General features: G+C 67.2%; 20 protein-coding genes. All 20 read left to right on the forward strand.

The annotated features are described in order from the left end of the window. The first annotated feature begins 32 nt into the window (after window positions 1-32). The 20 genes from I2G43_RS02840 to I2G43_RS02935 all read left to right on the forward strand — a co-directional run bounded on the left by I2G43_RS02840 (window position 33) and on the right by I2G43_RS02935 (window position 17,537). Window positions 33-464 carry a hypothetical protein gene (locus I2G43_RS02840; RefSeq protein WP_117765325.1) on the forward strand — a complete coding sequence of 144 codons (432 nt, stop codon included), beginning with the start codon at window positions 33-35 and terminating at the stop codon, window positions 462-464. Further along, the gene (locus I2G43_RS02845; RefSeq protein ID WP_195535002.1) at window positions 448-1,731 is read left to right on the forward strand and encodes a PBSX family phage terminase large subunit; all 1,284 of its coding nucleotides are present in this window, start codon (window positions 448-450) and stop codon (window positions 1,729-1,731) included. The genes I2G43_RS02840 and I2G43_RS02845 overlap by 17 nt, the downstream gene beginning before the upstream one ends. Window positions 1,732-1,955: 224 nt before the next feature. Further along, window positions 1,956-3,245, forward strand: a complete 1,290-nt coding sequence (locus I2G43_RS02850) for a phage portal protein (RefSeq protein WP_195535003.1) — start codon at window positions 1,956-1,958, stop codon at window positions 3,243-3,245. Between the two features lie 50 nt (window positions 3,246-3,295). Beyond that, entirely contained in the window at window positions 3,296-4,966 is a 1,671-nt protein-coding gene (locus I2G43_RS02855; protein ID WP_195535004.1) for a phage minor capsid protein, read from the forward strand. Beyond that, the gene (locus I2G43_RS02860; RefSeq protein ID WP_158573939.1) at window positions 4,939-5,103 is read left to right on the forward strand and encodes a hypothetical protein; all 165 of its coding nucleotides are present in this window, start codon (window positions 4,939-4,941) and stop codon (window positions 5,101-5,103) included. The genes I2G43_RS02855 and I2G43_RS02860 overlap by 28 nt, the downstream gene beginning before the upstream one ends. Before the next feature lie 200 nt (window positions 5,104-5,303). Continuing rightward, a complete protein-coding gene (locus I2G43_RS02865; protein ID WP_195535005.1) occupies window positions 5,304-5,864 on the forward strand; it encodes a phage scaffolding protein in 561 nt (186 codons plus the stop codon). A gap of 3 nt (window positions 5,865-5,867) precedes the next feature. Next, entirely contained in the window at window positions 5,868-6,749 is an 882-nt protein-coding gene (locus I2G43_RS02870; RefSeq protein WP_195535006.1) for a hypothetical protein, read from the forward strand. 14 nt (window positions 6,750-6,763) lie between these two features. Then, window positions 6,764-6,919 carry a hypothetical protein gene (locus I2G43_RS02875; protein WP_158559642.1) on the forward strand — a complete coding sequence of 52 codons (156 nt, stop codon included), beginning with the start codon at window positions 6,764-6,766 and terminating at the stop codon, window positions 6,917-6,919. Further along, window positions 6,909-7,268, forward strand: a complete 360-nt coding sequence (locus tag I2G43_RS02880) for a hypothetical protein (RefSeq protein ID WP_117637878.1) — start codon at window positions 6,909-6,911, stop codon at window positions 7,266-7,268. Before I2G43_RS02875 ends, I2G43_RS02880 begins: the two co-directional genes overlap by 11 nt. Before the next feature lie 32 nt (window positions 7,269-7,300). Beyond that, complete coding sequence (locus I2G43_RS02885; RefSeq protein ID WP_147336073.1) at window positions 7,301-7,594, forward strand: putative minor capsid protein; 294 nt, start codon at window positions 7,301-7,303, stop codon at window positions 7,592-7,594. Window positions 7,595-7,596: 2 nt separating this feature from the next. Further along, entirely contained in the window at window positions 7,597-7,947 is a 351-nt protein-coding gene (locus I2G43_RS02890; protein WP_118349157.1) for a minor capsid protein, read from the forward strand. 1 nt (window position 7,948) lies between these two features. Then, complete coding sequence (locus I2G43_RS02895) at window positions 7,949-8,347, forward strand: phage tail terminator protein (RefSeq protein WP_161160593.1); 399 nt, start codon at window positions 7,949-7,951, stop codon at window positions 8,345-8,347. Window positions 8,348-8,349: 2 nt separating this feature from the next. Next, complete coding sequence (locus tag I2G43_RS02900; protein ID WP_117637882.1) at window positions 8,350-9,066, forward strand: phage tail tube protein; 717 nt, start codon at window positions 8,350-8,352, stop codon at window positions 9,064-9,066. A 108-nt stretch (window positions 9,067-9,174) separates the two neighbouring features. After that, a complete protein-coding gene (locus tag I2G43_RS02905; protein ID WP_158573936.1) occupies window positions 9,175-9,678 on the forward strand; it encodes a hypothetical protein in 504 nt (167 codons plus the stop codon). Then, a complete protein-coding gene (locus I2G43_RS02910; protein ID WP_161160595.1) occupies window positions 9,678-10,334 on the forward strand; it encodes a Gp15 family bacteriophage protein in 657 nt (218 codons plus the stop codon). The genes I2G43_RS02905 and I2G43_RS02910 overlap by 1 nt, the downstream gene beginning before the upstream one ends. Before the next feature lie 2 nt (window positions 10,335-10,336). Continuing rightward, a complete protein-coding gene (locus I2G43_RS02915; protein WP_195535007.1) occupies window positions 10,337-13,027 on the forward strand; it encodes a phage tail tape measure protein in 2,691 nt (896 codons plus the stop codon). Further along, window positions 13,024-13,737 (forward strand): distal tail protein Dit, encoded by a 714-nt coding sequence (locus I2G43_RS02920; protein ID WP_117637885.1) that lies wholly within the window; start codon window positions 13,024-13,026, stop codon window positions 13,735-13,737. Before I2G43_RS02915 ends, I2G43_RS02920 begins: the two co-directional genes overlap by 4 nt. Next, the gene (locus I2G43_RS02925) at window positions 13,737-16,289 is read left to right on the forward strand and encodes a phage tail spike protein (protein ID WP_195535008.1); all 2,553 of its coding nucleotides are present in this window, start codon (window positions 13,737-13,739) and stop codon (window positions 16,287-16,289) included. Before I2G43_RS02920 ends, I2G43_RS02925 begins: the two co-directional genes overlap by 1 nt. A gap of 21 nt (window positions 16,290-16,310) precedes the next feature. Further along, window positions 16,311-16,631, forward strand: coding sequence for a hypothetical protein (locus I2G43_RS02930; RefSeq protein ID WP_117637887.1), 321 nt, complete (start codon window positions 16,311-16,313; stop codon window positions 16,629-16,631). 3 nt (window positions 16,632-16,634) lie between these two features. Continuing rightward, entirely contained in the window at window positions 16,635-17,537 is a 903-nt protein-coding gene (locus I2G43_RS02935) for a BppU family phage baseplate upper protein (protein ID WP_195535009.1), read from the forward strand. The last annotated feature ends 7 nt before the right edge of the window (window positions 17,538-17,544 follow it).

A 17,544-nucleotide genomic window follows, 5' to 3' on the forward strand; every position in this document is an offset into this window, starting at 1 on the left:
ATGGGCCGAGAGATAAGGGAAGGAGGCCGCAGGTGCCCAAGAAGGACAAGCCGCTCACGGCGAAGCAGGAGGCGTTCGCCCGCGAGATGGCCAAGCCCCGCGCAAAGCAGCAGGACGCGTACCGCGCGGCCTACGACTGCAAGCGCATGAACTACAACTCGATAAGCTGCGCCGCCTCCAAGCTGATGCGAGACCCACGAATCGCGCACAGAATCCAGGAAATCCGCGACGCGGCCGCCAAGGACTGCCGATGGGAGCTGCAGGACGCCGCCGCCCCGCTGTTCGAGGTGCTGGACGGCGCGCTGCCCATCTTCCGCCGCCAGGCGGCCGAGGGCAGCATCAACGGCGACGCACGCCTGGCCATAACCGAGAGCGTGAAGCTGCTCAACGACATGTTCGGCGTGGACGGCGCGAAGGCCGCCATGGCGGAGGCGGGGGTGACCATCGTTGACGACCTCGGTTAGGCTCTCGGACGTCGTGGCCTCCGTGTTCGCCGGCGTGTGGCGCTCCATCAAGGCGCACGAGTTCACGCACTACTGGTTCAAGGGCGGGCGCAACTCCACCAAGTCGTCGTTCATATCCATCGCCATCGTGCTGCTGGTCATGCTCAACCCGGAGGCCAACGCCGTCGTGCTGCGCAAGGTCGGCAACACGCTGCGCACGTCCGTGTACGAGCAGATAGGCTGGGCGTGCGACGTGCTCGGCGTGGCCCGCCTGTTCGACTTCGGCCTGTCGCCCATGGAGGTGACGTACCGCCCCACCGGGCAGGTCATACGCTTTGTGGGATGCGACAAGCCCAAGAAGCTGAAGTCGGCGAAGTTCCGCACCGGCTACTGCGCCGTGGTGTGGTTCGAGGAGGTCGACGAGTTCGACGGCATGGACGAGGTGCGCAGCGTGCTGGCCACGTTCCTGCGCGGCGGCGACATGTTCTGGGTCTTCTACAGCTACAACCCTCCCCGCTCGGCTCGCAACTGGGTGAACAAGGAGGCGCGCGACCTGGAGGCCCACCCGGGCGAGGACGGGCGCTTCATATGCCACACCACGTACCTGGACGTCATAGACGAGCACCCCGAGTGGATAAGCGCCACGGCGCTGGCGGAGGCCGAGCGCAGCCGCCGCAAGACGCCCGAGTCCTACCGCTGGCAATGGCTCGGCGAGGTCATCGGCACGGGCTCCGAGGTGTTCCCCGACGAGCTGCTGGACATACGCCCCATAACGGACGAGGAGCGCGCGTCCATCTCCCTGCGCTCGTTCGGCGTGGACGCGGGCAGCGTGCACCCGTGGGTGTTCATGGAGGCGGGATACGACGAGAACGAGCGCGTGCTGTACCTGCTGGACGAGGAGAGCCGCCAGGGCACCGAGGCCATCGACGTCAAGACCGCCGAGCTGGTGGCGGCCAAGCTGCAGGCGGCCGAGGACCCCGCCGCCGACGTGTGGTGCGACAGCGCGGCGCGCGGCATGATCCTCTACTACCAGGAGCAGGGCATCGGCGCGCAGAAATCGCTCAAGCAGGGCCTAAACGCGCCCAAGAACCGCATCAGGTGGATGCAGAACCTCACGCGCATAGTCATCGACCCCGACCGCTGCCCGCTCGCCGCCAAGGAGTTCCCCGAGTACGAGTACGTGTCAAACGGGCAGGGCGACATAACCGAGACACTGCCGAAGGTGAACGACGACGCGATAGACGCGGCGGGCTACGCCGCAGGACTGTGGATAAGGAGCAACCTCTGATGGAGAAGCGAGGCAACACGGGCTACGCCGAGGCGTGGCTGCGCCGCATGGGATACCAGCCGGACACCCGCATGCAGGGCATGGTGGGCGTATGGTTCGGCTGGTTCGCGGCGAACAACAGCTGGTACCACTACAGCGAGCGGCGCGGCTTCCGCGTGTACAAGCGCGAGCGCGCCAGCCTGCACCCGGCGGCGCTCGTGGCCGACGAGTGGGCCAGCCTGCTCATGAACGAGAGCACGATCATCTCCAGCACGAGCGACGAGCGCCGCGCCTGGATGGCGCGTTACTTCGCCAACCCCACGGCGACGGGCGGCGTCGGCGACGAGGGGCCCGAGGGCGGCCAGGACGCGCCGCAGCCGACAGAGGACGGCGACGCGCCCACATCGTTCGCCATGGACAACGCCGACTTCATAGCCCGCGCGTTCGCCATGGGCACGGGCGCGTGGGTCATCGAGCCGCGAGGCGTGACCGACAGCACCTACACGCCCGACGCCGAGCTGCGCATCGTGCGCTACGACGCCACGCAGATAGTCCCGCTCACGTGGAGCGCCGACGACTGCACGCAGTGCGCGTTCGTGGGCCGCGTGGAGGTCGCCGGGCGCGACTACGACCAGTGCCAGGCGCACGTGCTCAAGGGCGGCACCTACCACATCCTCACGCAGCTGTTCGACACCCGCACGCACAAGCAGGTGGCGGTCGAGGGCATCAGCGCCGACATGGACACGCGCTGCACCCGCCCGCTTTTCGCGCTGGTGCGCCCCGCCGTGTCGAACCGCTTCTACGACTACTGCGCGATGGGCGCGAGCGTGTACTGCAACGCCGTGGGGGCCATGAAGGTGGTCGACGAGGCCGCCACCTCCCTGCTCGACCACATTCGCGTGGGCCGCCCGCGCACGTTCGTGGACAAGACCCTCATAGAGTCCAAGACCGACAAGGGGCCGGACGGCAGCCTCACGAAGACCTACTACGCCTTCGGCGAGGCCGACGACACCATCTTCAGCATGAACCCCGGCGACGAGGGGTCGGCCAAGATTCAGACCGTTCAGAGCGACCTCAAGGCCGACGAGAACGCCAGCGCCATCAACACGGGCCTGCGCCTGCTGTCGGTGGCGTGCGGCTTCGGCAACGGCTACTTCTCCTGGGAGTCGCACACGGGCCTGAAGACCGCCAAGGAGGTGGCGGCCGACAACTCGCAGCTGATGCGATCCATCCACCGGCACGAGAACGCCCTGCGCAAGTCCATCGTGCGCCTCGTGAACGGCATGGCCGACGCGTGCCGCAGCATCAAGGGCGAGGCCGTGCCCTACGGCGACGTCACCGTGGACTTCGACGACTCCATCATCAGCGACACGCAGAGCGCGCGCGAGATGGCCATGAGCGAGGTCGGCGCGGGCATCATGGCCCCGTGGGAGTACCGCCGCCGCTTCTACGGCGAGACCAGCAACGAGGCCAAGGCCAACGTGCCCGAGCAGCAGGGCGGCGCGTTCGACATGCTGGGCGACGGGCTCGCCTGATGCTGGGGCCGGACTACATAGAGCACTTCACCGACGCAGCGCAGGGGGCCATGGACGAATACACCCTGCGCCTGGTGTGCATCTACGCCGCGCTCATAGGCTCCATCGACTTCGAGGGCGACAGCGCCTACTCGCAGGCCGCCCGCAAGGCGGCGCTTGCCGCCAAGGACGTGCAGAAGGCCATGAACGAGGAGGGCCGCAGAGCCGCGCGCGAGGCTGCCAAGGCTGCGGCCGAGGCCGTGGCCAAGAGCGCCGAGGCCGACCTGGCCACGCTGGGCACGGCCATGGGCGCGCTGTCCAAGACGATGCAGTGGAGACTGCACAACTCAACGCGGGCCACGGCGGCGGGAGTGCAGGACGTCGTGAGCCGCGACAACCTGAAGATGCCCGCCAACGTGCAGCGCGCCTACCTCGAAGTCGTGGCGCAGGCCGTGGCTCGGGTGAACTCGGGCATGGCGGGCTACGAGCAGGCCACCCGCGAGGCCGTGCTGAAGCTGGCGCGGCGCGGCGTGTCCGTCGTGGACTACAAGAGCGGGGTGTGGGCGCAGCCCGACGTGGCCATGCGCCGCCACATTCGCACGCAGGCGGTGCAGGCCGGCAGCCGCAACACGCTGGAGCTGCTTGAAGAGACCGGGCACGACCTCGTGCAGACCTCCTCGCACGGCGGGGCGCGCGAGAGCCACGCCAAGTGGCAGGGCCGCGTGTTCAGTCTGTCGGGCAAGTCCAAGAAGTACCCGCCGTTCTACCGCGAGACGGGCTACGGCTCTGTCGATGGCCTGTGCGGCGCGAACTGCAAGCACGACTTCGGCATCTACGTGGAGGGCCAGCAGCTGCGGTACGAGCGCGATCCCGATGGCGGCGACGAGAAGCGCGAGGAGCGATACCAGGCAGAGCAGAAGCAGCGCGAGCTTGAGCGCGGCATACGCGCCGCCAAGCGCGAGGCAACGGCCCTGGAGGCCGCCGGGCTCGACAACACCAAGGAGCGCCTGCGCCTGGGCAAGCTGCAGAAGCGCCAGCGCGAGCACATAGCCGCCCATCCCTACCTGTCCCGCGAGCGCACGCGCGAGGCCGCCGTGGAATCGAAGGAGCGCATCTACCCGCTTGCCACGGACAAGACCTGGGTGCGCGAGAAGTTCATGCCGGGCAAGGGCGCGGGCACCGCCGCAGACGTGAGCCGCCGCGCCGTGAACGGCAGGGCCTACCACGACAAGGTGGCGTCCCTCCCCATCCCGAAGCGCGCAAGCGAGGCCGTGTACGCCGAGAGCCGCCGCATCCTGCGCGACCGCGACGGCACGGGATACGAACGCATGTCCGTCGTGTCGTGGAAGAAGGGCGAGCGCGTCACCGACACCTTCGGACACGGCCTGAAGAGCCAGGCGTGCGGCCTGACCGCCAAGCAGGTGGAGGCGTGCAGGCGCACCAAGGGCGGCGTGGTGCTGATTCACAACCACCCCATGAGCTCGCCGCCGTCGTGGACCGACATTCGAACGGTGGCGGAAAACGACTGGGTGCGCAGCTCGGTGGTGGCGTGCCACGATGGTACAATCTACGAAATCAAGGTGAACGACCGCAGCGTCGTACAAGCGTACGAGGAGCTGCGAGAGCTGGCGAAAAGAGAGTGCCCGAACGCGGGCGGCGACGTTATCGACCAGCTTGCCACCGAAATGCTCTACGAGCGAAACGAGGAAGCGAAATGGTTCAGGCTGACAAAAAAGAAGTGACGCCAGAGGACTGGGTGCTCGTCATAGATGACAGCGCCTCCGAGTCGAAAGCCGCCGAAAAGCTGACCAAAGAAGAGCGCGAGGAGCTTTTCGCCAAGTCCCGCAAGGTTCTGCGCGACGCGGGGCTGATGAAGTAGACCAAGCGACAACCGAGTAGACGCACGGCATCAAGGCCGCCCATCACGGGCGGCCTTTTCTTTTGCCTGGCGACACCTCGGGGAAGATGCGGTCACGCGATGGGGCGGCGACAACATGCCCCGCACGCGACCGCGGCGACAACGGCGGGCCATCCAAGCGCGCAGGGAAGCGCGACAACCAAACACGGAAGGAGCAAGCGATGGCGGACGACAACAAGCCCCAGGGCAACGAGGGCGGCGACAACGGCCAGCAGACCGAGCCCGCGAAGGAGGTCGTGTCCTACGCGAAGTACAAGCGCGAGACCGACGAGTACCAGGAGCAGGTGAAGGCCCTCAAGGCCGAGCTGGAGCAGCGCGACAAGCAGATCGAGGAGTTCACCGCCAAGGCGGGCAACGCCGACGAACTGCAGGCCGCGCTCGACAAGGCCAAGGCCGACAACGAGGCGTACAAGGCCGACGCCGAGAAGCGCGAGGCCGACATGCGCCGCGACTTCGCCATCGACACCAAGCTGGCGCAGATGGGGGTGCGCAACGCCAAGGCGGCGCGCGCGATCATCCCGAACATCGCTGACGCGAAGCTGGACGAGCAGGGCAACCTCACGGGCATCGACTTCGAGGCCCTGAAGAAGGATAACGCCTACATGTTCACCGACCAGCCCCGCGAGAGCGCGGGCGGCGACCCCAAGGGCGGCGCAGGCTCCGACGGCCTGGCCGACTTCCGCGCAGCTTTCGGACTCACCGACGAATCTTCAAAGGAGTAAATCATGCCAAACAGCATCGAACTGCCCAAGGGCTACGAGAACGTGCTCATGGAGGCGTACCGCAAGGAATCCCTGACCGCAGTGCTTGAGAGCGCCGCGCCGCAGGGCAACATCGCGCAGATGGAGCAGCTGGGCGAGTTCTACTACCCCGTCTACTCCATGGGTGGCCTGGGCGACGTGCAGGCCAACGGGCGACTGCCGCAGAACAGCGGCGCGTCCCTGACTTGGAAGCCCATCAGCGCCAACTACGACCGCGGCACCATCCTGGAAATCGACCAGAAAGTGGACGCCCAGTCCTTCAATCTGGCGTTCGGCAACGCCGCCGCGCACTTCAACCGCACCAAGGTGGTGCCCGAGGGAGACGCGTTCGTGTTCTCCACGCTGTGCGCAGGCACCGGCATCACCAAGGAGCAGAAGACCTACTCCGACGGCGCGGACATGCTCAAGGGCCTGAACGCCGCCATGTGCGACATGGACGAGAAGGAGGTGCCGGAAGAGGGCCGCGTGCTGTTCATCACCCCCACCCTGCTGGGTATGGTGAAGGACCTGGACACCACCAAGTCCCGAGAGGCGCTGGACGGCTTCTCCTCCATCGTGAAGGTGCCGCAGTCCCGCTTCTACAGCGCCATCGACCTTTTGGACGGCACCACCAAGGACGAGGAGATCGGCCACTACAAGAAGGGCACCGGCGCGGTGGACATGAACTTCCTCATCGTCCACAAGGACGCCGTGGTGCTGCGCTGGAATTTCGCGCACGGCAAGGTCATCGACGCCGAGGACAACCAGCAGGGCTTCGGCCACCTGTTCAAGTACCGCAAGTACGGCGTGTGCGGCGTCCGCGAGAACCTGGCGCACTACATCACCGCAGGCATGAAGGCCGCATAGGAAGGAGGCGCGACATGCGCACAGTTGGACTGGCCTTCGAGAAGGAGGCCCCGAAGAAGGCCAAGCCCGCCAAGGGCAAGGCGGAAAAGCCCGAGGCGAAGGCCGCAGACGAGCAGCCCGCCAAGGGCAAGGCGGAAAAGCCCGAGGCGGCCGAGGACGATGGAAACTAGAGCCCCGACCCACGAGGACTACCTGGCAGCCGGGCGCGGGGAGCTGTCCGCCGAGGAGTTCAAGGCGGCGCTCCCCCACGCCACGGCAGCCGTGCGCGACCTGATCTTCCCCAACGAGCCGGACGGCTCCGAGGAGTGGGCGCGCGCGGTCATGGCGGCCTGCGAGGTCGACGCCGCATACGGATGCTCGGGCGGCATCATGGAGGGCGGCGGCTTCACCGTCGGCTCGTTCTCGTGGAACCCCGGTACCGAAGGGGCCAGCACCTACCGCAGCGACATGGAGGCCGCCGTCCGCCGCGAGCTGCTTGGAACGCCGCTGCTCTACGCGGGCATCGGGGGTACCAGATGATGCGGGTGCCGCGCTCGGCGCGGCCCTCCACCATGTCCGTCAAGGTGCCCAGGGAGGGCGGCTACGGCGGCGAGTTCGAGCAGCCCGTCGAGGTGCGCCGCGTGCGCTTCGAGCCCGTCTCGGCGTGGCTCGTGCGCGAATACGCCCTGGGCGACGGCGCGCAGGGCCTCGTGATAGCAGACGGCGCGGACAGCCCCGGCATGTTCGACGTGCCCGTGGGCAGCCGCGTGAGCATCGACGGGGGCGAGTGGATGAACGTGGCGAGGTGCACGCCCCGCCGCGCGTTCGGCACCCGTCCCCACCACTGGGAACTGGAGGTGAGGTAGCCATGCCCGCAGCAGTTACGGTCGACCTGACCAAGCTCATGAAGCGTTTCAGCGCGAAGGAGCTGGAGGCCAAGCAGGTGAAGTTCGCCATGAGCGTGGCCGAGGACATGAACGCGTTCACGCCAGAGGACACCAAGCGCATGCACAACTCCATGCAGGCCGCCTCCGACTTCAGGCAGGGCCTCGTCATATGGGACGCCGACTACGCCGCCTACGTGCGCGACCTGCCCGACAGCTCCATCAAGCACGGCAAGAACCCGAGGGCCAAGGCCGACTGGCCGAAGGCCGCGAAGGAAGCGCACGGCGAGGACTGGGAGCGCCTGGCCGTCGACCTCCTGACCGAGGGGGCGTGACATGGCCCCGGACGTGATGGAGGCGGCGAAGGCCGCCATAGAGGCCCTGGGCTACGGCCCGGTGCTCCTCACCCGCCTGGCAGCATCGCGCGGCCACGACGACGCGGTGGTGCTGAGGCCCATGCCCACGGCCGACGCGGTGCGCCACATGGACGGCACCCGCCGTGTCGGATACGTGCTGCAGGTCATCGTGAAGGACACCTCCGAGGCCAAGGCCATGGGCGACGCCTACGACCTGGCCGACGCGTTGGACGGGGCCGACCTGTCCTCGCCCACCGGCTCCTACGGCTTCACCAGCGCGGCGCTGTACACAGAGCCGCAGGAGATAACGCCGCCGGAGGGCGGGCCGTACCTGTGGGAGTTCCGAATCAAAGCGACCATAACCATAGAGAAGGGATAACGATGGCAAAGAACCAAGACCTGGGCTTCGCGCCCAACTATATGAGCGCGCTGGAGATCGACACCACGCCAGACGCGGCCAGCCCCACGTGGGCCATCTTCTCGCGCGGCATCACCGAGGTGAAGCCGACCACCAACGAGACCACCGAGACCAAGGACTACTACGACGGCTACGGCACTCCCACCGACAAGGTGAAGAGCGTGCAGCCGCAGTACGAGGTCACAGGCGACCGCTGCTACGGCGACCCCGCGCAGGACTTCGTTGCCAGCCTGGCGCTTGAGACCGGCGAGGGCCGCACGGGCCACTTCCGCCACACCGACCCCAACGGCGACGTGGTGGAGGGCGACTGCACCTACCTGGGCTTGACCGTCGGCTCGCAGCAGGGCGCGGCGTCCGACCCCGGCGCGTTCTCCTGCACAATCTCGGGCGCTGGCGCTATGCGCTACATCCCCGCCAACAAGCTCAAGCAGCCCACGGGCGTCACCTGCACCGCGCCGACCGGCCCGGCCGTGGGCAAGTCCATGAAGCTCGCGCCGACCGTCACGCCCGCCGAGGCGAACGCCAAGTGCTTCTTCGCATCGGGCAACACCGACGTGGCCACCGTCGACAGCGACGGCAACGTGACGGGCGTGGCCGCAGGCGAGGCGGTCATCACCGTGCGCTGCGCGTCCAAGCCGAGCATCTGCACGCAGGTGAAGGTCACCGTGGCGGCGAAGTAGCCGCAGGCGACACCAGACATAACCTCCTGGACATGGGGGCGCGGGCTAGTGAGCGGCCCGCGCCCCTTTTCTATGCCCGACGCTCACCGCTCACGAAAGGGGCAACAAATGGAGCTTCTGAAAAACATCCGCGCGTACGAGGACGTGTTCTTCGAGGACCCCGAGGAGAACCCCGACACGCCGCGCTTCCGCGTGTGGTTCGACGACAAGCACATCGAGGAGTACCTGGCCAAGGTCGGCAACGCCATCGACCGCGCGCAGGCCAACGAGCAGATGGCCCGCGAGGCCGACACCCCCGAGAAGGCGGCCGAGGCCAACGCCGCGCAGGCCCGCCTCATGAAGCGCACCATCTCGGCGTTCATCGGCACCGAGGGCTGGGAGCAGCTGCTCGCGTGGATGGGCGGCGACGAGGGCCCCATCGCGCCCGAGGAGAACATCCGCATCCTGGGCGAGGTCTTCGCCACGTTCCTCAACATGTTGGCGCGCCACGCGACCAGCGAGCAGCTGATGGCGTGCGGCCTTGCATACAGCGAGCGCGCCGATCAGGTCCAGGCGCTCAACCGCGCCCAGCGCCGCGCCAAGGCCAAGCGCAAGAAGAAGGGCGGCAAGTAATGCTGCCAGCCGCGCTCACGGCCGAGCGGGTGCGGCTGCCCGACGGCACGAGCGCCACGCGCTACCCGTGGAACGGCGAGGAGGTGCTGGTGCGCGACGACGCGCTCACGATCATCCGCGTCATCGAGGTGCTGACCGACGAGGGCAAGTCCGACGACCAGCGCCGGGACGAGTTCCTGGCGCTGTTCTTCGTGGACTGGGCGGACGCGTGGTGCGCATGCGACTACGACGCCGCCGAGTTCGTGCGGATGCGCGACGCGGCGGTATGGGACATGTGCGGACTCGACCTGACCGGCGACCGCCCGCACGAGACCCCGCTGTGGGACTTGGAGGAGGACGCGGCGCGCATACGCACCAGCTTCCGCCAGGCCTACGGCATCGAGTGGGACGAGGTGCGCGGTCGCATCAGCTTTGCCGAGTTCGTGGCACTCGTGGGCGGCTGCCCGCAGGACACGCCGCTCGGCGCGGCCATCCACTACCGCAACCCGGCGACCAAGCCGAAGCCAACCAAATACAACAGGCAGGAGGTCGAGGCCTGGAACGCCGCCCACAAGGCGTTCGAACTCGGCAAAGGCCGCAGCTCACACGGCTCTGAGGAAGGAAGCGACGCGGCGATGCGCGATGTGTTCGCCGCGCTCAAGAGAGCGACGAGGTGAGCATGGACGGCAACGTCATCATCAAAGCGGTGCTCGACACCGTTGACGTATCCAAGAACATCAAGGCCCTGGAGCGCGACCTCCAGGGCATCTCCTGGAAGAACATAACCGAGGGCGACGAGAAGGCCGCGAAGCTGTCGTCCTCGTTCAAGAAGGCCGGCACGGCCGCCACGGTGACGCTGACCGCGCCCGTGGTGGCCGCCGGCAAGGCCGTATTCGGCGTGGCCAGCGACTACGAGCAGGCCAACGCCCGCATAGCCGCCGCGTTCGGCGTGTCCGGCGAGGAGGCCGAGCGTTTCAGCGGCATAGGCAAGCGCATATACGAGGGTGGCTGGGGCCAGTCCCTGGACGAGGTCAACGATGCGCTGATCCAGTGCAAGTCCACCCTTCGCGACGTGTCCGACGAGGACCTGCAGACCGTCACCACCAACGCACTCATGCTGTCGGACACCTTCGGCGCAGACGTGAACGAGTCCATACGCGGCACCAACGCCCTCATGGAGGGCTTCGGGCTGTCCGCCACCGAGGCCAGCGACCTGCTGACGGCGGGCATGCAGCGCGGCCTGAACTACACCGACGAGCTGGGCGACAACCTGAGCGAATACTCCGTGCGATGGGGCGAGGCGGGAATGAGCGCCAGCGAGTACTTCTCGCTGCTCGAAGCGGGCACGTCCAACGGCGCGTACAACCTGGACAAGGTGGGCGACTACCTCAACGAGTTCCTGACGGCGCTGTCCGACGGCCGCATGGAGGAATCCATCGGCTCGTTCAGCGAGGGCACGCAGGAGGTCTTCGAGAACTTCAAGAACGGCAGCGCCACCGCCAAGGACATGCTGCAGGCGGTGCTGGGCGACCTCACGCAGATGCCAAACGAGTACGACAAGGCCGCGCTGGCCTCCACCCTGTGGTCCTCGCTGGGCGAGGACAATGCCATGGGCATGATCGAGTCCCTGGCGGGCGTGCAGGACAGCTTCGGCGACGTGGCGGGCGCTGCGCAGCAGGCCCAGGAGGCCGCCTCCGACAGCTTCGCCGTGAAATCGCAGGAGGCCATGCGCGAGCTGCAGGGCTCCATCGAGCCGCTTGGCGAGCCATTGCTCAACATCGCCACCAACGTGGCGGGTGTCGTCAAGTCGTTCTCCGAGTGGTTCGCCGGCATCGGCGAGGGCGGCCAGACCGCCGTGCTGGCGATCGCCACGATAGCGGCCGCCATAGGCCCCGTGCTGTCGACGGTCGGCACCGTCGTGGACACCGTGCCGAAAATCGGAGCGGCCTTCCAGGTGGTCGGCAAGCTGGGCACCGGCGCGCTGGGGCTCATAGCCGCGCATCCCGTGGTAGCGGCCATAGCGGCCATCATCGCCGCCGTGGTGCTGCTGTGGAACAACTGCGAGGAGTTCCGCGACGCGGTGACCGCCGTGTGGGATGCCGTGTGCGCCGCGTTCGAGGTGGCCACCCAGGTGGCGGGCGACGTGGCCCAAAGCGTCGGCGAGTTATTCTCGCAGCTCGGCGAGACGCTGGGCGGCGTGTGGGACGGCATCTGCTCCACGGTGCAGGGGGCCATCGACGCCATAGCCGGGTTCTTCCAAGGCCTGGCCGGCACCGCCTCGTCCATCTGGGACGGCATCTGCAACGTGGTGCAGGTCGCCGTGATGCTGCTGGGCGAGATTCTGAACCTGGCCATCGAGACGCTGCTCATACCCTGGAACTTCATCTGGGAGAACTTCGGCGAGCAGCTGACGGCGGCATGGGACGCAATCTGCAGCGCGGTGGGAAGCTACATCGACGCGGTGAGCCAGGTCATCACCGACGCGGTGACGGCGCTCTCCGAATGGTGGGGCGCGACGTGGGAAGGCATCAGCGGCACCGCCAGCGCCATATGGGAGGCCATCTACGGCGCGGTGAGCGCATACATCCAGTACGTTAGCGACGTGATAGGCGCAGCCCTTTTGGTCATCCAGGGCGTGTGGGACACGGTGTGGGGCGCGGTGAGCTCCACCGCCTCCAGCATATGGGATGCCATCAGCTCGGCGATAGGCGCGGCCATCAATGCCATCAGCTCCACCATATCGGCGGTGCTGTCGGCAATTCAGGCGGTGTGGGACTCCATATGGGGTGCCGTGAGCAGCACGGCGTCGAGCGTGTGGGGCGGCATCAGCTCCACCATATCCAGCATCGTGAACGGCATCCGCGACACGATCTCCAGCGTGTTCAACGCCGCCAAGGACACCGTGAGCAGCGTGTGGAACTCCATCAAGAGCGCCATCGAGACGCCGATACAGAACGCCCGCGACACCGTGCGCAACGTCATCGACTCCATCAAGGGGTTCTTCAACTTCTCGTGGTCGCTGCCCCACCTGAAGCTGCCGCACCTGTCCATCTCCGGCAGCTTCAGCATCGCCCCGCCGAGCGTGCCGCACTTCGGCGTCGACTGGTACGCCAAGGGCGCCGTGTTCAACGGCCCCAGCGTCATCGGCGTCGGCGAGGCGGGCCCCGAGGGCGTGGTGCCGTTCAACGAGCGCGGCGCGCGCCCGCTGGCCGAGGGCATCGCCAAGCTGCTCGACGGCAAGGGCGGCGCGGCCCATGGCGACACGAACGTGACAATCAACCTGTACGCGACCGTGCGGGAGGAGGCCGACATCGAGAAAATCTCCCGCCAGATAGCCAAGGAAATCAAACGGCAGGAGTGCTTCGCATGATATACAACGGCTTCGACTTCGCGCCGTGGTTCGACACCCGGCTCGTGACCCGCTCGCTGCTGCCCGAGTACGAAATCGCCACGCGCGACGTGCCCGGGCAGCCCGGCTCGCGCTTCATGCGCGCAGAGCTGAAACCCCTGACGATAGACGTGGCGGCGGCGTGGAGGGCGCGCCCCGCCGACGACATGGCGGCCCTTCGCCGCCTCATGGCCTCGCGCCTGCTGTGCCTCAAGGAGGCCGAGCTGTGGCTGGACGACGAGAGGCACCTGGGCCTGCGCTACATGGCCGTGCTGACCTCGCCGGGCGCGCTCGACACGTTGTGGCACACCGGCGAGGCCACGCTGACGTTCACGGCATACGACCCCGTGGCCTACGGGGCCGAGGGGCGCGCAACCGTGTCGGGCACCTCGGGCGTGCAGGTGGGCGGGACGTTCCGCACCTACCCCACCGTGACCGTCAGGCCCGGCGGCAGCACGTCGGCGCTGCGGCTGACGAACATGGGCACGGGCGAGTTCGTGCAGATCGACAAGGCGGTGACGGCATCGAGCGCGGTGGTCATCGACATGGCCGCCCCGCAGGCCACGGTGGACGGCAGCCCCGCGCCCGTGACCTTCGAGAGTGACTTCTTCCCGCTGGAGCCGGGGGCCAACAGCCTCAAGCTGTCCAGCGGCACCGCGACGGTACAGTGGACGGAAAGGTACGTGGGCTGATGATTCTGTGGGTATGCGACCGCTGGGAGGCGTACAAGGGACCCATCAAGACGCTGTTCGAGTGCGAGGACACGCGCGAGGTCAACGGCGAGAACGCCCTGAGCATCACAACGCTGGCGCGCCTGGACAAGGGCGACCGCCTGGTGTGGCGCGACCTCAAGGGCCGCTGGCACGAGAACATCGTGGACGGCGTGGAAGAGGAGCGCGCAAGCGCGGGCATCCTCTACACGTACTACTGCCCGACCTCGGCGCAAATCGAGCTCCTGGGCGACTACCTGGAGGACAAGCGCCCCTACGACGTGAGCGCCTACGCCGCGCTGGCCTCGGCGCTGTCCTCCTCGCGCTGGCAGGTCGGAACCGTGGCCGACCTCGGGCAGGCCGGCACGAACTTCTACCACACCAACGCATGGGCGGCCATCCACGACGTGGCAGACACTTGGGGCGGCGAGCTGTCGTTCGAAATCCAGGTGAGCGGCACCAAGGTGACCGCACGCCGCGTGTGCATGGCCAAGCAGGTCGGCGAGGACAACGGCAAGCGTTTCACCTACGCCAAGGACCTCGTGAGCGTCAAGCGCAGCGTGGACGAGGGCAACGTGTGCACCGCCCTGTACGGCTACGGCAAGTCCCTGCAGACCGCCGACGAGGACGGCAACCTGACGGGCGGCTACGACCGCAAGCTGACCTTCGGCGACGTGAACGGCGGGCAGAACTGGGTGGGGTCGGCCGACGCGCTGGCGCGCTGGGGACGGCCCGACGGCAAGGGCGGCAAGGCGCACGTGTTCGGCGACGTGGAGTTCTCCGACTGCGAGGACACCGCCGAGCTGAAGAAGCTCACCGAGGCGCAGCTGGCGCAGTCGTGCGTGCCCACCGTGTCCTACACCGTGGACGCCGTGGCGCTTGCGCGCGCCGGCGAGGGCTTCGAGGGCGCGGACGAGGGCGACCTGGTGACCGTGGTGGACAAGGTGTACGACCCGCCGCTGCGCGTGCGCACCCGCATCACCAAGGTGGTGGAGGATCAGCTGCGCCCCGGCGAGGTCACCTACACGTTCGGCAACTACCAGACGGTCGCCGAGCTGATGGCCGCGCAGAAGTCGGCCACCAAGTCCACCGCCTCGACCATCCGGGCGACCGTGACCGAGGCCGTGAACGCCTCGAACAAGGCATCGACCGGCAAATGGGGCGAGAGCCTGGCGGCCGCCGAGGAGCGCCAGAAGGCGTACGCCAAGGAGGTCGGCGGCGCCGCCCAGGACTACACCGACCAGATAAGGGACGAGCTGGACAAGGCCCTCAAGGAGTACGCCGACAACGGGGACACCACGCTGGAGGAGGCACTGAAGAAGTACTCCGACGACGGCAACCTGGACCTGGACGAGGTGCTGCGCCTGTACACCGACACGTCGATAGAGCAAAGCGAGAGCGTGCTCAAGCAGATAGACGAGGCCAACAAGGAGTACCTGGAAGGCGTCACGGGCAAGCTGGACGAACGGCTGACGAGCGCCGAGGGCGAGGTGGATGGGCTGCAGAAACAGCTCGACCAGCTGCCGACGGATATCCGCAAGAAGATCGTTGGCATGCTCAACAGCGAGGTGAACACCACGGGCGGCTGGGTGTACGAGGAGCCCGGCCAAGGCATCCTGGTGTACGACAAAAAGCCCGAGAGCGCCACCAAGTGCGTCAAGATAGGCGGCGGAATCATCGGCGTGGCCAACTCCAAGTACTCCAGCGGCGCGTGGAAGTGGCGCACGGCCATAACCGGCGACGGCGTGACCGCCGACGAGCTGACCACGGGCCGCATCAAAGGCGGGAACTCGTACTGGGACCTCGACAGCGGGGCCTTCTACCTGCGCGACGGCTCCATCTTCATGACCGACAGCAACGGCAACAGGGTCTATATCAACGCCACCAACGGCTTCCAGATATACGACAAGAACGGCTCCATCATCGCGGGCACCGTGCTGGTGGGCAGCACCTCCATGTTCCGCTGCAACATGGTCGGCACGTCGTCAACCAACTACATCACCACCGGCACGACGACGAACAACCACCCGGGAGCGTCGTTCGTGAACGGCTCGACCGAGTACTGCACCATCGAGGCCGTCCACGCGAAGGACAGCCCCACGGCGAGCTCGACCGACGGCGTGGGCATATCCACCTGCGGCTACGGCTTCCTGGCAGTCAACCGCTACTACCGCCAGACGTGGCTGACGACCCCCTACTACGCGGGCTACATGAGCCATCCCGACGAGCAGCTGTACATGAAGAGCGGCAACAGCAACGCGGGCGGCTCGGCGTACGTGAAGCTGCAGGAGAACTCCAACAACTACGTGTACCTGGATAGCAGCCGCGCAGACATTGGGTCGTCGGGCACCGCCAGGATACTCGCCCCGAAGTTCGCCATAGGAACCAGTCCGAGCAGCGGCGGCACCTACGGGTACACGGGCTCCACGCAGTTCATCGGGTGCATCACCAACAACGGCAACAACTGGACGTGGGGCACCATCAACGTGGTGAACGGAATCATCACCGGCATGAGCAGCATCACGGGAAACTAGACCAGCGAGAGAGGAAACGGAATGTTCTACCACCTTGTGCAGCAGCCCGAAGCGCCGCAGGCGCTCGACGGCGCGCCGAAGCCGCCCGAGGCGCTTCCGGTGTTCGAGTGCATCAGCGACCCGGCCACGGCGCGGGCCATCGTGGAATCGGAAGACGTGTTCGAGTTCGACGGCAAGGGCGGCTTCACGCTCGTGTCCAGCCCCGTGGCCGTCATGGACGCGGAAGGCGGCGAGGCCAACGCCGTGGACTTCTCGGCGCTCACCGACGAGGAGATATGCGGGGTCCACAGAGCGCAGCCCGGCGACATATCGCGGACACTTGCGGCCGAAGGAAAGGAATGAGGCATGGCAACGCACGAGCTTACGCTCAACCTCAAGAAGACCAACATAGCGCCGCCCGTCATCACCGTGCACCAGGGCGACAGCGCCGAGGTCCTGAAGGCCGCCATCTACGACGGCGACAAGAAGGCGGCCCTGACGGGCTGCAAGGTGCACCTCATGGCTGCGAAGCCCGACCACACCTACGTGGAGCAGCAGTTCACGGGCATCAGCGACAACGTGGCCACCGTGACCGTCAACCCCGCCGTCTTCGGCGTGGCCGGGCTGCTCAAGGTGTGCTACGTGCGCGTGCGGAACGCGGCAGGGCTGGACGCCACCACCGAGAACGTCCTGGTGAACGTGCTGCCCTCGGCGAGCGCGTCGGGCGAGATATCCGGCCCGTACGTCGATGCGGTGGAGGCGATCATCGCGAACCTCGAAGGGCAGCTAGCCGACGTGAGCGCGCTGAACGCGCAGATGCAGAAGGCCGAGGCCTCCCGCGCGAGCGCGGAAAACCAGCGCGCCACGAACGAGAAGGCACGCCAGACCGCCGAAACCAGGCGCGCAGAGGCCGAGAAGAAGCGAGCCACGGCGGAAAGCGACCGCGTGACCGAGGCGTCGCAGCTGAAGACGGCCTCGCAAGCCGCCACGGCTGCGGCAAACGGCGCGGCCTCGAACGCCGGCGCGGCGGCAAACATCGCCCTGCAGATAGCCAACAGCGTGGCGCAGGGCAGCGCGGGCAGCTCGGACATGGCCAAGCAGAAGCAGCAGATAGCCGACCTGTACGGCAAGCTGGCCGACGCCACGGACGCGTTCATCTACGACGACGGCACCGTGTACTGCCCCGCCTCCAAGGCCAGTGCATCTGGCAGCACCATCACGTTCGGGAGCACCTGCACGGCGTCCGGCACAACCCTCAACCTCAAGTAGAAAGGCA

This window comes from Collinsella aerofaciens, from assembly GCF_015557435.1.
Classification (GTDB): domain Bacteria; phylum Actinomycetota; class Coriobacteriia; order Coriobacteriales; family Coriobacteriaceae; genus Collinsella; species Collinsella aerofaciens_Z.

What these genes read in the sequence shown, in the direction of transcription:
- I2G43_RS02850 (WP_195535003.1), top strand. Translation starts at nt 1,956, where the DNA reads ATGAACGAGAGCACGATCATCTCCAGCACGAGCGACGAGCGCCGCGCC.
- I2G43_RS02855 (WP_195535004.1), top strand. Translation starts at nt 3,296, where the DNA reads ATGGACGAATACACCCTGCGCCTGGTGTGCATCTACGCCGCGCTCATA.
- I2G43_RS02860 (WP_158573939.1), top strand. Translation starts at nt 4,939, where the DNA reads ATGGTTCAGGCTGACAAAAAAGAAGTGACGCCAGAGGACTGGGTGCTC.
- I2G43_RS02865 (WP_195535005.1), top strand. Translation starts at nt 5,304, where the DNA reads ATGGCGGACGACAACAAGCCCCAGGGCAACGAGGGCGGCGACAACGGC.
- I2G43_RS02870 (WP_195535006.1), top strand. Translation starts at nt 5,868, where the DNA reads ATGCCAAACAGCATCGAACTGCCCAAGGGCTACGAGAACGTGCTCATG.
- I2G43_RS02875 (WP_158559642.1), top strand. Translation starts at nt 6,764, where the DNA reads ATGCGCACAGTTGGACTGGCCTTCGAGAAGGAGGCCCCGAAGAAGGCC.
- I2G43_RS02880 (WP_117637878.1), top strand. Translation starts at nt 6,909, where the DNA reads ATGGAAACTAGAGCCCCGACCCACGAGGACTACCTGGCAGCCGGGCGC.
- I2G43_RS02885 (WP_147336073.1), top strand. Translation starts at nt 7,301, where the DNA reads ATGTCCGTCAAGGTGCCCAGGGAGGGCGGCTACGGCGGCGAGTTCGAG.
- I2G43_RS02890 (WP_118349157.1), top strand. Translation starts at nt 7,597, where the DNA reads ATGCCCGCAGCAGTTACGGTCGACCTGACCAAGCTCATGAAGCGTTTC.
- I2G43_RS02895 (WP_161160593.1), top strand. Translation starts at nt 7,949, where the DNA reads ATGGCCCCGGACGTGATGGAGGCGGCGAAGGCCGCCATAGAGGCCCTG.
- I2G43_RS02900 (WP_117637882.1), top strand. Translation starts at nt 8,350, where the DNA reads ATGGCAAAGAACCAAGACCTGGGCTTCGCGCCCAACTATATGAGCGCG.
- I2G43_RS02905 (WP_158573936.1), top strand. Translation starts at nt 9,175, where the DNA reads ATGGAGCTTCTGAAAAACATCCGCGCGTACGAGGACGTGTTCTTCGAG.
- I2G43_RS02910 (WP_161160595.1), top strand. Translation starts at nt 9,678, where the DNA reads ATGCTGCCAGCCGCGCTCACGGCCGAGCGGGTGCGGCTGCCCGACGGC.
- I2G43_RS02915 (WP_195535007.1), top strand. Translation starts at nt 10,337, where the DNA reads ATGGACGGCAACGTCATCATCAAAGCGGTGCTCGACACCGTTGACGTA.
- I2G43_RS02920 (WP_117637885.1), top strand. Translation starts at nt 13,024, where the DNA reads ATGATATACAACGGCTTCGACTTCGCGCCGTGGTTCGACACCCGGCTC.
- I2G43_RS02925 (WP_195535008.1), top strand. Translation starts at nt 13,737, where the DNA reads ATGATTCTGTGGGTATGCGACCGCTGGGAGGCGTACAAGGGACCCATC.
- I2G43_RS02930 (WP_117637887.1), top strand. Translation starts at nt 16,311, where the DNA reads ATGTTCTACCACCTTGTGCAGCAGCCCGAAGCGCCGCAGGCGCTCGAC.
- I2G43_RS02935 (WP_195535009.1), top strand. Translation starts at nt 16,635, where the DNA reads ATGGCAACGCACGAGCTTACGCTCAACCTCAAGAAGACCAACATAGCG.